Annotated in this window: 16 protein-coding genes, 1 tRNA gene and 1 pseudogene; 5 read left to right on the forward strand and 13 right to left on the reverse strand. The window is 40.5% G+C overall.

The window, feature by feature from the left end; translation table 11 throughout:
* Positions 1-368 precede the first annotated feature (368 nt).
* The 5 genes from HUN01_RS34150 to HUN01_RS34170 form a co-directional block, all read right to left on the reverse strand.
* Entirely contained in the window at positions 369-1,091 is a 723-nt protein-coding gene (locus HUN01_RS34150; RefSeq protein ID WP_181929878.1) for a carbonic anhydrase, read from the reverse strand.
* Between the two features lie 953 nt (positions 1,092-2,044).
* On the reverse strand, positions 2,045-2,773 hold the full coding sequence (locus HUN01_RS34155; protein ID WP_069074186.1) for an ABC transporter ATP-binding protein: 729 nt from the start codon (positions 2,771-2,773) through the stop codon (positions 2,045-2,047).
* A gap of 84 nt (positions 2,774-2,857) precedes the next feature.
* A complete protein-coding gene (locus tag HUN01_RS34160; protein ID WP_012407913.1) occupies positions 2,858-3,082 on the reverse strand; it encodes an indolepyruvate ferredoxin oxidoreductase subunit alpha in 225 nt (74 codons plus the stop codon).
* Between the two features lie 355 nt (positions 3,083-3,437).
* Positions 3,438-4,379 carry a hypothetical protein gene (locus HUN01_RS34165; protein ID WP_181929879.1) on the reverse strand — a complete coding sequence of 314 codons (942 nt, stop codon included), beginning with the start codon at positions 4,377-4,379 and terminating at the stop codon, positions 3,438-3,440.
* A 587-nt stretch (positions 4,380-4,966) separates the two neighbouring features.
* On the reverse strand, positions 4,967-5,869 hold the full coding sequence (locus HUN01_RS34170; RefSeq protein ID WP_181929880.1) for a hypothetical protein: 903 nt from the start codon (positions 5,867-5,869) through the stop codon (positions 4,967-4,969).
* Between the two features lie 1,376 nt (positions 5,870-7,245).
* Between HUN01_RS34170 and HUN01_RS34175 the strand changes: the two genes are divergently transcribed.
* Positions 7,246-7,428: a DUF6887 family protein gene (locus tag HUN01_RS34175; RefSeq protein WP_181929881.1), complete on the forward strand. Its 183-nt coding sequence runs from the start codon at positions 7,246-7,248 to the stop codon at positions 7,426-7,428.
* 111 nt (positions 7,429-7,539) lie between these two features.
* On the opposite strand, the gene HUN01_RS34180 is transcribed toward HUN01_RS34175, so the two are convergent.
* From HUN01_RS34180 to HUN01_RS34200, 5 genes are all read right to left on the reverse strand, one after another.
* A complete protein-coding gene (locus HUN01_RS34180) occupies positions 7,540-8,754 on the reverse strand; it encodes an ATP phosphoribosyltransferase regulatory subunit (RefSeq protein ID WP_181929882.1) in 1,215 nt (404 codons plus the stop codon).
* Positions 8,754-9,707 (reverse strand): J domain-containing protein, encoded by a 954-nt coding sequence (locus HUN01_RS34185; protein ID WP_181929883.1) that lies wholly within the window; start codon positions 9,705-9,707, stop codon positions 8,754-8,756. Before HUN01_RS34185 ends, HUN01_RS34180 begins: the two co-directional genes overlap by 1 nt.
* A 74-nt stretch (positions 9,708-9,781) precedes the next feature.
* Positions 9,782-10,594, reverse strand: coding sequence for an inositol monophosphatase family protein (locus HUN01_RS34190; RefSeq protein WP_181929884.1), 813 nt, complete (start codon positions 10,592-10,594; stop codon positions 9,782-9,784).
* A 171-nt stretch (positions 10,595-10,765) separates the two neighbouring features.
* A complete protein-coding gene (locus HUN01_RS34195; RefSeq protein ID WP_181929885.1) occupies positions 10,766-11,311 on the reverse strand; it encodes a thermonuclease family protein in 546 nt (181 codons plus the stop codon).
* A 93-nt stretch (positions 11,312-11,404) separates the two neighbouring features.
* A complete protein-coding gene (locus HUN01_RS34200; RefSeq protein ID WP_069074190.1) occupies positions 11,405-11,773 on the reverse strand; it encodes a 2Fe-2S iron-sulfur cluster-binding protein in 369 nt (122 codons plus the stop codon).
* Between the two features lie 106 nt (positions 11,774-11,879).
* Here HUN01_RS34200 and HUN01_RS34205 point away from each other — a divergent pair.
* Positions 11,880-11,964 (forward strand) — tRNA-Ser (locus tag HUN01_RS34205).
* Between the two features lie 94 nt (positions 11,965-12,058).
* Here the strand turns inward: HUN01_RS34205 and HUN01_RS35855 are convergent.
* The 3 genes and pseudogenes from HUN01_RS35855 to HUN01_RS34215 form a co-directional block, all read right to left on the reverse strand.
* Positions 12,059-12,346: pseudogene (locus HUN01_RS35855) on the reverse strand (RNA-guided endonuclease InsQ/TnpB family protein); the annotation flags it as partial.
* Positions 12,274-12,912, reverse strand: coding sequence for an RNA-guided endonuclease InsQ/TnpB family protein (locus HUN01_RS34210; protein WP_238845910.1), 639 nt, complete (start codon positions 12,910-12,912; stop codon positions 12,274-12,276). The gene HUN01_RS34210 and the pseudogene HUN01_RS35855, both read right to left, overlap by 73 nt.
* Before the next feature lie 337 nt (positions 12,913-13,249).
* Positions 13,250-13,579 (reverse strand): hypothetical protein, encoded by a 330-nt coding sequence (locus HUN01_RS34215; protein ID WP_181929886.1) that lies wholly within the window; start codon positions 13,577-13,579, stop codon positions 13,250-13,252.
* 210 nt (positions 13,580-13,789) lie between these two features.
* Here HUN01_RS34215 and HUN01_RS34220 point away from each other — a divergent pair, with 210 nt between their 5' ends.
* From HUN01_RS34220 to HUN01_RS34230, 3 genes are all read left to right on the forward strand, one after another.
* Positions 13,790-14,155: a DUF1622 domain-containing protein gene (locus HUN01_RS34220; RefSeq protein WP_181929887.1), complete on the forward strand. Its 366-nt coding sequence runs from the start codon at positions 13,790-13,792 to the stop codon at positions 14,153-14,155.
* Positions 14,142-14,456 carry a DUF1622 domain-containing protein gene (locus HUN01_RS34225; protein WP_181929888.1) on the forward strand — a complete coding sequence of 105 codons (315 nt, stop codon included), beginning with the start codon at positions 14,142-14,144 and terminating at the stop codon, positions 14,454-14,456. Before HUN01_RS34220 ends, HUN01_RS34225 begins: the two co-directional genes overlap by 14 nt.
* Before the next feature lie 272 nt (positions 14,457-14,728).
* Positions 14,729-15,811 carry a class I fructose-bisphosphate aldolase gene (locus HUN01_RS34230; RefSeq protein ID WP_069074201.1) on the forward strand — a complete coding sequence of 361 codons (1,083 nt, stop codon included), beginning with the start codon at positions 14,729-14,731 and terminating at the stop codon, positions 15,809-15,811.
* The last annotated feature ends 291 nt before the right edge of the window (positions 15,812-16,102 follow it).

Consider the following 16,102-nt stretch of genomic DNA (forward strand, 5'->3'; position numbering starts at 1 on the left):
TTATGGGGCATGAGGCACTTGTACTGAGCTTTGCCGTTAGCACAGCCTCTCATAGAGAAGTATAGGGATGGTGCATTTGGTAAATATTTTACCGTGCCCCGTGTCCTCATTCTGTAAATTATTGGTTTTAATTGGAAATTAACCTATTTAGTAACTTTTCTTAACTGTGTTTCCCAAAGTATTTAGTTATTGTATCTAGGGATACGCAATTATTTTTTATAAATAAGCGCTAACCTAATCAAACATGGCCAGAATATACTATACCTTCCTGGCAGGTGGCCTTGTTATGTGGTTCCTGCTAGGTTTATTTGTTACAAGCTTAGGCTGTGCATTGCTTTTAGGTTTTTCTGAATTTTTGTTAGTTTTGTTCAAGTAATAATGTTGACTTTACCAGTGTCAATGTCGTAACAAGCGCCAACAATTTTTAGTTTATCTTCACGAAGCAATTTAGCTAAAATAGTTGAGCTTTCCTGCAATTTTTCAGTCTGATACTGAATGTTAGCTATAACCGCATCTTGCATATTATCACCAGTTCTGAACTTTACTCTTTCTACAGATGGTTTAATGCTCTCAATAATTAAACCAATTCTGCCAGGAAGTGGTTCGTTCTTGATTGCTTCTGCTACTGCACCACATCTTTTATGACCCAAAACTACAATTAACTGCGAACCCAATACGGTTGTAGAGTATTCCAGACTACCTATAACCGTGTCACTGACGACATTACCAGCAACTCGCACGACAAATAAATCTCCAAGTCCTTGATCAAAAACGATTTCCGCAGGTACTCTAGAATCTGCACAGCCTAATATAGCGGCAAACGGATACTGAGCTTTAGCAACTAATCGTAGACGTTCTAGTGATTGAGCGGGATATTGACGTTTTTGCTGGATAAATCTTTGATTACCATCCAGTAAACGTCTGATGGCTTCATTCGGACTGATTGGATTAGGGTTAACTGGGTGAATATCAGCAACAGCAGTTTGCTCTGAATTCCAAAAGCTATCACCAAAAGCAGTAGCCGCAATACCTACTACACTTGCAAATTTTAAGAAATCACGTCGCCCTACAAATCCATTAATTCGACTCATTAATCTAGCTGATAACAACAAAGCTGTTCTCAGGAAGATATCAGATTCAAGCAAGATACAAGAGTACCTTTTTACACGATTTAAGAGTCATTTAATCTTCACATTAATCGTAATTTAGAAGTTAAGTAGGTAAGCATATTAAATAAATGGTGCGATCGCTTTGATATGATCTTCTTGGCTAAGTGATGCCTGTCATCACCCAACTTAAATCTGTGTAAGTTCATTTGTACTATGTGTTTTCTGTTTGATTTCTAGCCAGTTGTGGTGAAGCGATGACGCTTGCGCTGCATCCACTTTAGGGTGGTTCGGAGAGCGTGGGCGTCAACAACTGGCCATTGGGTGGGGTTTTGAGACGGGAATTTATCCCTTGTAGAATTTTCTCAATTTCCCTGTAACCCTGTTGATATCTCAATTAAAACTGCAACAGAAAAATTTTGGATGCCAAATTGCCAAAAGCACTCAATGTAATTACTAATTCGTAATTTAAGAAACCAGTTAGTGCCATTAGAGTCAGAGACTTCTATACCCGGATTTCTCCCCTGCCCCTTTGCCCCTCTTCTCTATCAAACGTTTGAAGCTTGTGAGCAATACGGATATAGGTTGTATAGGTTGCAACCTTACGGTTTGGGTTTAAATACTCATCCATGACGTAATCAAGAATTACGAATTGCTAATGGGGGTTCTGACAAATCCGGGTAATTTACATTTTGGTCAATTTTTCCTGAATGATTGTCCTGTTTTACCTTTCTACTCGCTGTAGATGTGATTAGAAACGCAAGGATTATTGGGGAGAATTCTTTGAGCATCGAAAACGACGGTCGCGGCAGTGGCAGGATTTGTATTTAGTTATATGATAGCGTCGGCGCAGCCCACCAGAGGCATCGCTATCGCCTGATGAAGCTCCCTTATGAAGCTGGTGTTATGTTGAATGGGGCAAGAGTGATTAAAAAAGATTAATGTCTCTTACCCGCTCCTAGATATAGCTCACCCACTTTCGGGTCATTCAACAATTCTTCACCAGGGCCGGAGATCGCATCACGTCCCGACTCTAATACATATCCACGATTAGCCATCTCTAAAGCTTTACGGGCATTTTGTTCTACTAATACGATCGCAGTACCCGCCTGATTAATTTGTTTAATCTGCTCAAACACTTGTGTCACCAAGATGGGGGACAAAGCAGCAGATGGTTCATCCAAAATCAGTAAGCTAGGCTCCAACATTAAAGCTTTTCCCATCGCTAGCATCTGGCGTTCTCCTCCAGAGAGAGTACCAGCGCGTTGACGACGGCGATCGCTTAGTCTGGGAAACATAGTAAATATTTTATCTTTAATTGGTTTCAAAGGAACGTTAAGCACAAAAGCACCCATCTCCAAGTTCTCTTCAACACTGAGAGAGGGAAAGACATTGGCTATTTGCGGTACATAACACATTCCTCGTTGGACAATTTGATTGGACTTTAGCCCCACGATATTTTCACCTTTGAAGGTAATTGTGCCTGTGTGGGGGATCAAAAGTCCAAAAATTGCTTTTGCCAAAGTAGATTTACCCGCACCGTTGGGGCCAATCACTGTCACCAATTCTCCTGCTGCAACCTGGAAATTCACACCTTGCAGGATATCCACATCTTTGATGTATCCAGCGTGGACATTTTGAACGTCTAGTAAATAGTCATTTGTCATTTGTCATTGGTCATTTGTCATTTGTCATTGGTCAACAGTCAAGTCAAACATAACTATTGACTATTGACTGTTGACTATGGACTATTACGGAGTTTTTTGCAACTCCGGTCGTTCTTCTGCAAGAATTGCCCCTTCCACAGGGCAAACTTGGAGACATATACCACAGTCGATGCAAGTGGCAAAGTCAATCCAGTACCAATCAGTTCCCTTGGCATTTTTGCCTGGGCCATCATGAATACAAGCTACTGGACAGGCATCTACGCAGTCAGCGACGCCTTCACAGACTTCTGTAACAATCGTGTGCGGCATGTTCTCGATTCCCTCTTTTCTGTATCGGCTATTTCTAGCCTAGCAGGGGAGTGGGGACTGGGGAGTGGGGAGTGGGGAGTGGGGACAACGAGATAAGGGTAGAAGAGGACAATTTACAACACAACAAGTCTTTCTTAGGTTGCCGAATGTGGGTTTGAACGATTGCCCAACAAAGTCCATTAACCGTAATAGTGCCAATTCTATTGAAAGCGGCACTCCCCGCATCCGAGCTTGATGAACTATTTGAGCAAACAGCAAGTGTGTAATACACCACACTTGTCAATATCACCCTGACCTCAATGCTTACAAATTTCATTACATAGAGGTATTGATAAAATACACTTATTCTAGGGTATCACAAATGCTTGTCCGATTTCCCTTCTTCTATTATGGAAGGTTGTATCTCTTCTAGTATCGCTTTTACTTTATTACCTAATCTTATACTGATAGTAGTATTCAAACCTTCACTATTTGTTTTAATCTTTTGCAGATTCATCAATCCTTTTTGAGAGAAATAACTCATCTGAAAATTTAATCTCTCTATAGATACGCCCACTTTACCAATTCTTACTAATTCTTTCCATGATTTCTGATTTATACGAATATAGGAAAAATTCATATACGGGAGTGCCAAATCAATTCCCAGAATGGGTTCAAAATAATATATAACTACTAGAAAATCTAAAGTATCACTTTCTGTTTTAAATTGTAAATTTAAACTCGAAAATTTATTGGCTATATTAGTAAGTATGTTATCTAATTGATTCATTGTTGACGGTGGAAAACCAAAAGATCCAAAAACTTTATCTAATAATAAATTATGAACTTCTCTTGATGTTAATGATTGATCAATATTTGATGCAATTCCCTGATTAAAACTTATAATGTCTTGTAATTGGTTTGTTATTACTCTCAATTTTGCATTAGAAAAAGATATTATATAATCTGAAGCTTCTTGTGGAACACCTATATCCCAACCGTTTGGATTATTGCGGTAAATCTCAGCTAAAGTTTCAACAAAAATAACATTATTCAGTAATTGGATAGCTAAAAGATTATTGTATATATCTGTCGTTATATTGGATGTGGGTGGTACAACAATAATTGTTTTTGGTGTTGCCTCTTGGGCTTTACTGTGATTGTCTAAAAAATTTTGTAGATGCAAATCATATATTGGTTTCGGTAATTTATTTCCGGTGTTTTCTGTAAAAACAGAAGATGAAAAAGCTTTAGCTAATTGGCTATTATTAAAACTATTTATTAGCTGGTTAATTGTCAGATTTTCAAAATTAGTCATAATTTTATAGGACTACGATTTTGTTTTTGAACAGAACTTGGTAAAACTAAATTCTCTACAATCCTGTTGCCTTTTGGTGCCTACGCAAATAATTTAAGGAATCAAACCAGATCCCTATATATCTAAATAATGATACTATTCTTCTTAGAGGCTGTTTAAAAAGTTAGATAGGTTGTAAAAAATCGGAACCATACAGTGTTTCCGGCTATTATGCAATACAGTTTTCCTCTTGCCCCTCTCCTATCAAAGCTTTCAGTTTTGGGGATGTACCTCATAGCCGCCGGAAGGAAGTGCTGTAATCTTGCCGGGACAGATGTTGTTTAAAGAATAAAGTGGGCGAAATTAAAGGATAAAGTGGAAGTACCAATTAAGCTATAAGTCCTATTTTTTTGTTGTACAAAATCTCTGGATCTCACATTCAGTTTTTTCAAATAGGCTTTAACTACAGGTTATGTTCTGCGGTCACTTTATGGTCAAAAAATGGACACTTTATCCTTTAAGTTACATCTAAAGCGGCAATATTATGGGTATACCGACTGTGGGAAATCCTGAAAGTTTTGACGATTTATGTTTGCAGTTACCTACAGCTACCTGTCTACTATGGAAGGTTGTGTCAATTCTTGTATTTTTTGAAGATTGTCACCTACTCTGTCTTTAATGTACGCTTCCATCGCTGGACGATATTCTCTCAATAGTTCCGAATTCATCGTTAGTCTTGTATCAGTATAATTCATATTAAAAGAGAACCGTTCTACGGATGCACTAGATTTACCAATCTTTACTGATGCTCTCCATGATGACTGATCTACACTTAGATAGAAAAGACGCATATATGGGATTTTATAATTAATTCCCATAACTTCTTCAAAATAAAAGAGCAGAACTGCAAAATCTAAAGTTTCACTTTGTGTTCTGAAATCTATAGACAAATCGTATAATTTCTTTGTTGTACGGGTCAGTATGGAATCCAATTGCTTGATTGTTGAGTCTGGAAACCCAAAAGAACCAAAAAGCTCATTTAATATTATACTATGAGCTTGTCCTAATGTTACTGACTCCCTAACTGTTGATGCAAGTTGAGTTTGAATATTTAAAATTCCTGCTAATCCTTGTGTTATTACCTTAAATGATGAATTAGCAAAACTTCTTGTAAAATCTGTTGCTTCTTTTGGATCGGTTATGTTCCAGCCTTGTGGTTTTATCTCGTACATTAAACCTAGGCTGACAACATTAATATAACTAGTCAGAAGTTGAAGATCTAAAAGATTTTGATATATATTTTGGTCAATAGTAGGTGGGATAGCTATAACTGATGGTGGGCTGGTGTCTGGAGCTTTATCAAGCTGATTTAACAGGTCATTTAAATTAGGAATTCCTGTGAAACCTCTATGTAGTTTTTCAAAAACAGGAGATGAAAAAGCCTTGGCTAATTTGCCATTATAATAATCACTTGCTACCTTCTGAATTGGAGTAAGCTGAAAGTTAGTCATGGTTTTACCTCTTCAGTTAATTTTTGGAATTTGGAGAAAAACTATATGCACACATTACCGATATTAAGAATCCTATTTGATTTATGAACGCCTGATATGTAGATCCCTAAATTATAAGGATTACAACAGGTCTGTGTTTGAATCTTATTTAGGGTTCTAACAGTTGGATATTAAGCATTCGTTTTTCTGTTGAGATGCATCTACTATCTAGCTAATAGCATAGTTCCAAACAGCAAATAGCCAACACTGTATATTAAAATACTTATAACTTCCACTTATGATATTTTGTGCAAAAAGCCGCCATATTCAGTAAATGTCTATAAAGTCAATATATTTTTTGAGAATTTCTTGGTGAATTTTTGAAAAATGGCAATTTTTCTGAATTGATATATATCATTTTTTGCCATCAAAGAAGATTAGAAATTCAAATATAAAATTAAAGGTTAAGACAACTTTGACCGCAGGTTACACACTTCAAAATACAACATAAAATGTTACAAATTGAGGGCTGACATCATTAAGTATAAATACTCGTCATACTGAGGCAGGAAAAGTGAGGCAATAGACTTGTCCTGAAATTTATAACCCAGTCTGTACAAGGGTTTTCAAGCCTGTCTATATGTCTTCAATCAACGGAGCAATAAGGGGTTGACATAGTTGATGATAGTTTAGAGACAAAAAATAGGATTTTCAAATTTTTAAATTCAACAAGACTTATTATGGTGTAAAATATCTAAAACCTATATAAGGCATGTTTTAGGATTTATAAATATAAAATTTTATATCCTATTTTTAGGCTAATTTAATTTTAGGATGGGTCTAATCAAAAGCGGAATATTATTCAGGTAATAACTTTCTAAATAGAGAGAAACATCGTGTTTTACAAAATCTCTGCACCTTCGATTGTTCGACACCATACTTTTAGGCGAGATCGAGATCGTCACAAGAAAACTCTTCTGAATCACCCAATACCTTCAACATATCAATCAACAAAACCTGACAGTTGATACGAGGATGACTCTGTTCTGTATTCGACAATTGATCAACAGATGGGAATTCTTTCGCACTAACTCCAACCATTGTTGGATCGTTTCATGCCAGTGATCGGGTTTTGGCGCAGGAGGATAAATCAACTCCTTGTCTTCTTCAGGCGAGTTAATCATTATTGATTGCTAGTGAAGCGATAGAAGCATCAATTAGCCCAGAAGGAAAGGTGAATTATCTGACTTTTCACGGGATCTCGAAAACCTCTCTCCAAACCTCTCTCCTGCGAGGAGAGAGGCTTTGAATTCTCCCCCTTCCCTTGTAGGGAAGGGGGCTGGGGGGTTAGGTTCCGCCTCTTCTTTTCCACATGACGTGAAAAGTCAGGGTGAATTATGAGTCAACCGAAGCGGAATTTTGAACAAATGACCATGAAAGACCTAAGAGAGTACATATTGGCTCATAGAGACGACGAGGATGCTATTCATGCGATGGCTATACGTCTTCGCAATCAGGGGAAAACAGGTACATTTGAAGAGTTTTTAGAACACGTCAAAGAGCAAACTCTTGAGGATTAGGGACTGGAGAGTTGGGAGATGGGGAAGTCTGGGGAGTGTGGGGAGATTATAAAAAAGCTTCTTATCCTTCCTACACCTCCCACACCGCCGATGCCCCATGCCCAATTCCCACTAACGCAATGGTTCTATTTTTGGTGAACCATCAGCTTTGATCCAGGCAATTTGGGCTATGCTGCGATCGCGTGCGTATTGGCGAATAGCCTCTGCATCCCTTCCCCCCAAATCAATTTCTACCCGCACTAAATCAGTAGAATCTCTGAGTTTTTGCGCGTAGGCAAAAGCAAAGGCGTTAGCACTGGCCGTCTCTGGTGCTACCAACCAGTCACTCGCTGGGGTTGACTGTGGTAATTGCTGAGTAGATAACAAAACTTGGTATAAATCTTCGATGCTGAGTCCAAAGCCAATACCAGGTATGTTTTCTCCTTGGGGATGATATAGCCCCAAAAGCTGGTCATAGCGACCACCCCGCCCTAAAACTCTGGCTTTGGATTCAGTATCATTGACAACTTCAAAGACGATGCCAGTGTAGTAATCTATGGTCTGGATGAGGCTGAGGTCTAGGATTAACGGAAAATTTTTCTCTGATTCTAGTAATTCTACTAGGGATTTGAGGTTATTTACTGCCTCTCGCTGTTCTTCATCTAGATCCAAACTACTAACTTTTTGCAACACGTCTGCACTTGGCCCGCGCAAATCCATGATGATTCGGGCGCGATCGCGTAGTTTGTCACTCAGGGGTAAAGTATCTATAGTAATGCGGTCAAGATGAGCGATCGCACTGCGAACTTGATCTTGTAGATTAGCAGGAAAGGCACTCAGGAGCGATCGGGTAATTCCCGCCTCACCTAAAATTAAATGCCATCCCTGCAAACCCAATGCTGCCAAACAATCTGCTACTAACAGTAGTACTTCGGCATTCGCCAGCAATCCGCCAGTACCTAACAACTCCACCCCAGCTTGATAAAACTCCTGTTGGCGATTGTGTCTACTTTCCCAAGTGCGGCGAAACACATTGGCGTTGTAATACAACCGTTGCGGATAAGTGACACCTGCCATCCGAGTCACAACAGTACGAGCAATAGATGCTGTTAATTCTGGACGTAACCCTAATTCATCATCTTCGCCATTTTGTTGTAGTTGAATGACCATTTGACGCTGGATTGCTTCCCCCGCCATCAGGGTATCCATGCGCTCTAAAGTTGAGGTGATAATCCTGTGATATCCCCAACGGTGAAACACTTGCTGTAACCGATCTTCAATCCAGCGTTTTTTCTCCACATCCAAGGGCAATAAATCCCTGGCTCCCGCTGCTGGTTGATACACCATTATTTTTTCTTCCCACCAAACAAACCACCGAACAAACCACCACTACCAGATTTATCTGGTTGCTTATCTCCATTATTGGGGGATGAAGTCACCTTATGATCACTAGGTTGTTGTCCTAGAGCTTTATCTATTTTAGGTTTCCATTGCAGAGCTGTTTCGTCATTGGGGTCTAATTTTAGAGCATTGTCAAAATGGATTTTTGCCATTTTTAGCTGATTTTGCTTCAAATACACCATTGCAATTAAGCTATGACAGCGGCTATTTTTAGGTTCTAGCTTTAGGGCTTCTTGCAACTCTACTTTGGCTGAGGCAAATTGGTTTTTATCAATCAAAGATTGAGCGCGACGAACATACTGTTCTACAACCGAGTCTTCTTTTGGTGGCGCTGGTGGTGTGTTTTTTGGTGTATTTTGCTGAGGCGTACCTGATTGGACGACTTTGGGTTGAGCAGGTGGCGGCGGCGCTGCGGATGATTTAGCCGCACTCCGCATTAAATACACTAAGTTCAACTCACTAACTTGGGCAATAACTTGCAGCACTTGCTCTAAAGAATCATATTGAGTTTGGGCTAGTTTCGCGATCGCACTTTTATAGAAATGATCGAGATTAGCCGCCTCAACTAACTGTCTAGCCAAGTCGGTGTTTAAAGTTACCGAAGTAGATTCTTGTACCAGGCGCTTGCCAATTTGCGACAAAATTAAAATATATTCCGTGCGAGTGCGATCGCCACAAAGTTTTTCGTAAGCAGGGTTAACCAGCTTTGATAAAAATTCGTTACCTAGCTGTTTTTGTTCAGCACTTTCAGTAAAACTACTATCCGGGTGTAAGCGGCGGGCGACTTGGAGATAGCGTTTGCGAATCTCTTTAACATCCGCATCAACTGGAACGCACAATATTGCGTGATGATCTATGAAATCATATTTAAATAGTCCACGATCTATTTTGAAAGACATATAGATTTTTTTGCACCAAAGGAGCGTTAGATTCCTCTTAGTTTACCCAAAGTCGGGAGGAAAGCCCCCATCTGCTACACCCATGCTGACAGTGGCGGAACTTGTAAAAGTTCGCTACTGAGGGAGTCGTGAATATAACTATTTGTAGCGAGAACTCTACCTGACTCAATTTTGACGGGAGTACCATCGTAGGCGGTGACTTTGCCTCCAGATTCTTGTACCAAAATTATCCCGGCGGCAATATCCCAAGGAGAAAGTCCCCGTTCCCAGTAACCATCGACACGCCCACAGGCGACATAAGCCAAATCTAGCGATGCAGAACCGCTACGTCTGACACCTTGGGTAAGATGGGTGAGGTGACTAAATTCTGCGTAGTTGTTATCAGAGGTTTCGCGGCGATCATAAGCAAATCCTGTTACTAGTAGGCTTTTATTCAGTTCAGATGTTTTTGAAACTTTTATGGGACGATGGTTACGCGTTGCTCCTAAGCCAGCAGCAGCACTAAATAACTCATTGTGAAATGGGTCAAAAATTACACCAACTTGTGGAACGCCATTAATTAATAGCCCGATGGAAACAGCAAAAAATGGGTATTGATGAGCATAGTTAGTTGTGCCATCTAAAGGATCTATTGCCCAGAGGTATTCATTCTCTTGATTACCAAATTTCCCTGATTCTTCAGCGAGGATAGAGTGCTGGGGAAAGTGACGACGCAAAATTTCTAAAATCAACTCTTCTGAGGCTTTATCAGCAGCGGTGACTAAATCACCAGGGCGTCCTTTTTCAATAATTGCGTCTTCTAACTTACCCAAGTAATCTTGTAAAATAGCACCAGCAGCCAAGGCCGCTTCTGTCGCAATATCTAGAAAAATTTGTAGATTTGTCATTTGTCATTTGTCATTTGTCATTTGTCATTGGGCATTGGGCATTGGGCATGGGGCATTGGGCATGGGGCATTGGTCATTGGTCATTGGTTATTACTTCTTCACTTACTCACTCCCCCACTCTCCCCTTCAACACTCAGCACTCAGCACTCAGCACTCAGTACTCAGCACTAATTAAAGATTTTGGCGGCGAAACTCAGCGGGAGTGAGGCGCATGGGTTTTTCTGGTTTCCAGATTCCTTGCCCCATGAGTCTAGCCCATTGTTGGGCACGTTCTAAACGTTGGTCATATTTGTGGTTAGGCGATCGCCCTACAAACATCGCATTCCCTTGTTTGACTAATTCTTCATTCAATAACACCTTATTTTTCCACACATAAGCTAGAGTTCGCCCGATTTTGTCTTTTGCTTCTAAATCGAACTCCAGCGTTACCGACTGTTCTGCACCACCAATTAGATTCTCTAACTGTTCTTTTGCTGCTTCCCCCCAAGGGCGCTGTCGCAAATCTGGTGCATCAACACCTACTAACCGCACTTGGGAAATCAAATTTGGTTGTTCAGCCATGCCTAAAACTTCCAAGCTTTGCCCACTAACTACCCGCGCTACTTTCACCTGGGCTTCACTGTTCAGCAGTTGGTTTTTAGCTTGGCAACTCACCAAGAGCAATAAACAAGCCAAAATCACTATTTTTCGCACCCACTCACCAAGACTTACAACCATTACAAATTCGGTGATTTTGAATTGTTTATCGAAACAGAATTCAGGAGCCAGAATACAGAATTCATTCTGACTCCTGAATTCTGACTTCTGAATTCATTCCTCATCTAAGGGTAAACCCGCTTTAATTTTCCCCCTAGCAAAATAGCGTCCAAACTGGAGTTCGTAGACTTCATCTTCGTCTTGTGTCTCCACTTCCAAGTCAGAACGGGGATAACTCACACACAACAAGGCATAACCTTGCCGACGTAAATCTGGCGACAATCCGATCGCCTCTGGTTGATAAATTTCTCCTGACAAAACTCTTACAGCACAAGCGGTGCAAGCCCCGTTGCGGCAGGAAAACGGGAGTTCCACTCCTTGTTTTTCGCCAGTGTGCAGGATGTAGCGGTCTTCAGGTACTTGTAAGGTGTATGTTTTGCCAGTGGCGCGATCGCGAACTCTAATTGTGTATGTACGGGACATCTGGATTTGCGTTGTGGGATTAGGACTTTCAGATTCAATCTAAAATATCTTTCTTTATCTTTGCATTTTCTGGGATTCTATAGTATGATCGTAACTTGTGGCACCTGGAGAGGTGGCCGAGTGGTTTAAGGCGCAGACCTGGAAAGTCTGTTTAGGGAAACTTAACGGGGGTTCGAATCCCCCCCTCTCCGTTTTCAAACCTAGTCTCAATATATAGTTTGAACCAGATTTCTACAAATAGTAAGGTTCAGAAAAAAGCGCAATATTGCCAAAGATATTCATGAACTACACACAGTTGGCTTCGCCTGAACTGTGGGTTTCTACATCCCTCAGTTCGTTTTTAGCGAAGACTTCCACAGATTTTTGACGCTTCAACGCCCCTAGTTGCTTCATACTTCCAGCAAGATTCCGCGCCTTGGTGGATGAAGTAGAGCTAGATGGCTCTGCGTCTGCGAGGCTAGTTCCTAACCCCGGTAGAGTGCCTTTCGCCCAATAAAGCATTACTTCGGCAGCAGCGATATCTCTATCCTGACGATAGCTACAAACACAGCACTCATGTACTCGAATATTGAGTGTTTTCTTGTGTTGGTGTCCACATTTGGGGCAGGTTTGAGAATAGGCAAAATTTCTGGCTTGAGAACTTGATCTAAAATTTCAACTGTAATAGATGCGTACCATTTCCCATTGCGATAAACAATAGTGCAAGTAGTTGGTTTACCCCAATACTTAGCCTGACCACGCATCTGAATACGTCCAATCTTAGACAAAATCAGATAACCATTCTCGCCACTTGACTCAACAGAGTACCCACTTTTAGCCGGATAACTCCACCCTGAGTAATGGCGAATTGATTTGAACTTTGGACGTTTACCTAGCCCTATGAACCAGCGCTCAAAAGCAAAGTCAACACGCTTAAGAGTTGCTTGCAATGCCTGAGAATTAATTTCTTTGTACTCAATCCAAACGTCTTTGAACGCTGGTAAGCAATTTTGCTGCTCAAAATAATCAACCTTGTGGTTGAATTTTTGATATTGCGTGAATCTGTTATTGACTGCGGCGTTGTAGAGGTCTTTGTGCAACTTTCGGTGATATCTCAAAGACTGCTCTATCTGCTCATTTGGGTATAACCGAAAAGTCATTCGCCTCGTAGCCACTAAATTATTTACCTCCTTTTTAGTTTGTTATATGATATTACAGTTGACCAAGCCCCGTCTTTCAAGACGATAGCAAAGGCCCGTGGTTTCAAGCCGCGACCAATGCCGTCTTCCCTACTCCCTACTCCCTACCCCCACCTTATGAGTACATTGAAGGTGGGTAGTTCCGCGACACGTTAAAACAAGCTACGCACAACTTTCCATAGTTAAACTGTTCATAGATGAACTTATCATGCAAGTTTGTGATTTTTTTTGCTTTGGCGTAATGCACTCTCCCAAAACTACTACTAAAAATAGAAGTTAGAATACACTTGCATCAAGCTTAGGTGGATCTTTGCTGCTTGTGCTGGCGTAATTCCTCTACTATATAGTCTTCCAGTTCTTGTCTTTCCCTTTTACTGGCATTTCGTTGATAAGTTCTTCCTGTTTCTTGGATAAACTTGCGTTTCTCGCTTGGAGAAGATTTGAGTTTACCTCCAGTTCCTTGGAGCTTTTGTTGTAATTCTTCCCAAGTCTTTTCACCCACACTTTCACCTAGTTTGACCAGTACCTTTGGTAGTAATATTCTGGCCTCTCTTTCAAAATCGTCTTCTGTTTCCAGGGAAGCTAAATCTATATTGCTGAAGTCGATATCGATTTGAAACTTACTCATAGAATTGTGTTTGTTCTTTTAACGATTATTACCACAATCAGGAGAAGATAGGTTTTACTTTTCTGTAAATCCTAGATAGGATACGAAGATAGCATGATTGAGCAGCTAGTAGATGGCAGGTTGTATTGAATTTGTTAACTTAACACTGACAAGTATCGCCAATGCTTTGTGTGTGGGCATTTTCTTGCTTGAACCCATGAAATAAACAATATGGAAGCTTTCGTCACGAATTTGACGACTGTACTTGCGACAGCAGTTGATATCTTCACTGGCATTATCATTGGTATCGCTGTTTTGGAAGCCGTAATCAAAATCCTAGTTTTTTTATTTAGCCGCCGTAAAAAGCTGAACGATGCTAAAGAGGAAATTCGCTTAGGGTTAGGTATGTGGCTGGCTCTTTCCCTTGAGTTTTCACTGGCTGCTGACATTTTACGTAGTACGATCGCTCCAACTTGGGATGAGATTGGTAAACTTGCTGCCATCATTGCACTACGAACTATTCTGAATTTCTTTTTGGCAAAAGAAATTGAGCAAGCAAAGACTAAAAAGAACAATATCAAGGATGAATCTTTTTAATTTCTCTGTATGGGCAGCAATCATCCAGTTGTTAGGTTCTTTAGCGATCGCTGGTTATGTCATCGCTGCAATCTTTTCTCTAGTTATCAGGTGTAATGTTTACCAGGCAAGGCTTATAGTCGCAGAGGGAGTGCTCACAAGTTTGAGCTTTATGGTTGCAGCAACTTTGTTAAAGACCATTAACCTGCAAACTTGGAGACAAATTCTGGTCTTTAGCGTTATCCTATCACTCCGCATCTTTCTTAAGAAGTTATTTACTTGGGAGAAAATGCAAATTTTGACAATTAAATCTCACGTTTAATGAGTTAAATAAGTTTTTACAAATGATTTAAGACTGCTATAGGACTCATATTTGATTTTTGAAAAAAACTCAGTACACCTTTATTCCTTCTTCCCAGTCCCCAGTCCCCAATCCCCAGTTCCTTACCTCTACGAGTGATTCAGAAATCAAATCGGATTACTATATATCAGAATAATTTTACATATAGTTAATGCTTGCATAACCAGGTTAGTAATATTAAAAATGCTATCTTAAAGGCAAAGGTCATTTGCTCAAATTTTGAGGAAAACGCTATGACTACAACGCTCATAGAGGCTAATTCTATCGAGTCATTGCTAGGTAAAGAGGCAGAAGACCTGCTTACCTACAAAGCAAAAGTTTCTCGTGATTTACTACATTTGCCAGGGCCAGATTTTGTAGATCGAATCTGGCTCAACAGCGATCGCAACCCTCAAGTATTGCGTAATCTCCAGCTACTTTATTCTACTGGTCGTCTGGCAAACACAGGTTATTTGTCTATTTTACCAGTAGACCAAGGGATTGAACACTCAGCAGGTGCGTCTTTTGCACCCAATCCGATTTACTTTGACCCAGAAAATATTGTCAAGCTAGCGATCGCTTCAGGTTGCAATGCTGTTGCTACTACTTTAGGGACATTAGGCATAGTTTCGCGCAAATATGCCCACAAAATTCCCTTTATTGTCAAAATCAATCACAACGAATTGCTGACTTTCCCCAATCAATTTGACCAAGTATTGTTTGCTGATGTGGAACAAGCTTGGAATTTGGGGGCAGCCGCCGTAGGTGCGACAATTTACTTTGGTTCCGAGAATTCTACCAGACAAATCAAAGAAATCAGCCAAGCTTTTAAACGCGCCCATGAACTAGGGATGGTTACTATTCTCTGGTGCTATCTGCGGAATAACGCCTTTAAACAAGATAAAGATTACCACCTTGCAGCCGACCTCACCGGGCAGGCGAATCATTTGGGTGTAACCATTGAAGCCGACATCATCAAACAAAAATTACCCGAAACTAACAATGGTTACGGTGCAGTTGCCAAAGCCAGTGGTAAGAGTTACGGCAAAACCGATGAGCGGGTTTACACAGAATTAACAACTGATCACCCAATTGATTTAACTCGTTACCAAGTGCTGAATTGCTACTCTGGGCGTGTGGGGCTGATTAATTCTGGTGGCGCAACTGGGAAAAATGACTTCGCCGAAGCCGTTCGCACTGCTGTAATTAACAAACGGGCTGGTGGTTCAGGATTAATTTCTGGGCGGAAGACCTTTCAGCGTCCCTTTGAAGAAGGCGTGAAGCTATTTCACACCATTCAAGATGTTTATTTGTCGCCGGATGTGACGATAGCTTAGGGAATGGGGAAGGGAATAGGTTACAGGTTACAGGTTACAGGGTACAGGTTATTCACTGTCACCTATCACCTGTCACCTAATCCCCCATTGTTATCTAACGTTTCTCAATAAGAAATCTGGCTGACCACAACTTTTTTGCGATCGCTTCAAAATTTCGGCGCTACAAATACCAGGTTCGCCGTTTTTGGAATAACAAAAGAAGACTTCTTGCAAAAATCTTCCCGAACCAGAACAAAGATGCAATAAATCGCCGTCAAGACAAAAGACTGATTATTGTAGAGACGGCGATTC

Source organism: Nostoc edaphicum CCNP1411 (assembly GCF_014023275.1).
Taxonomy (GTDB): Bacteria; Cyanobacteriota; Cyanobacteriia; order Cyanobacteriales; family Nostocaceae; genus Nostoc; species Nostoc edaphicum_A.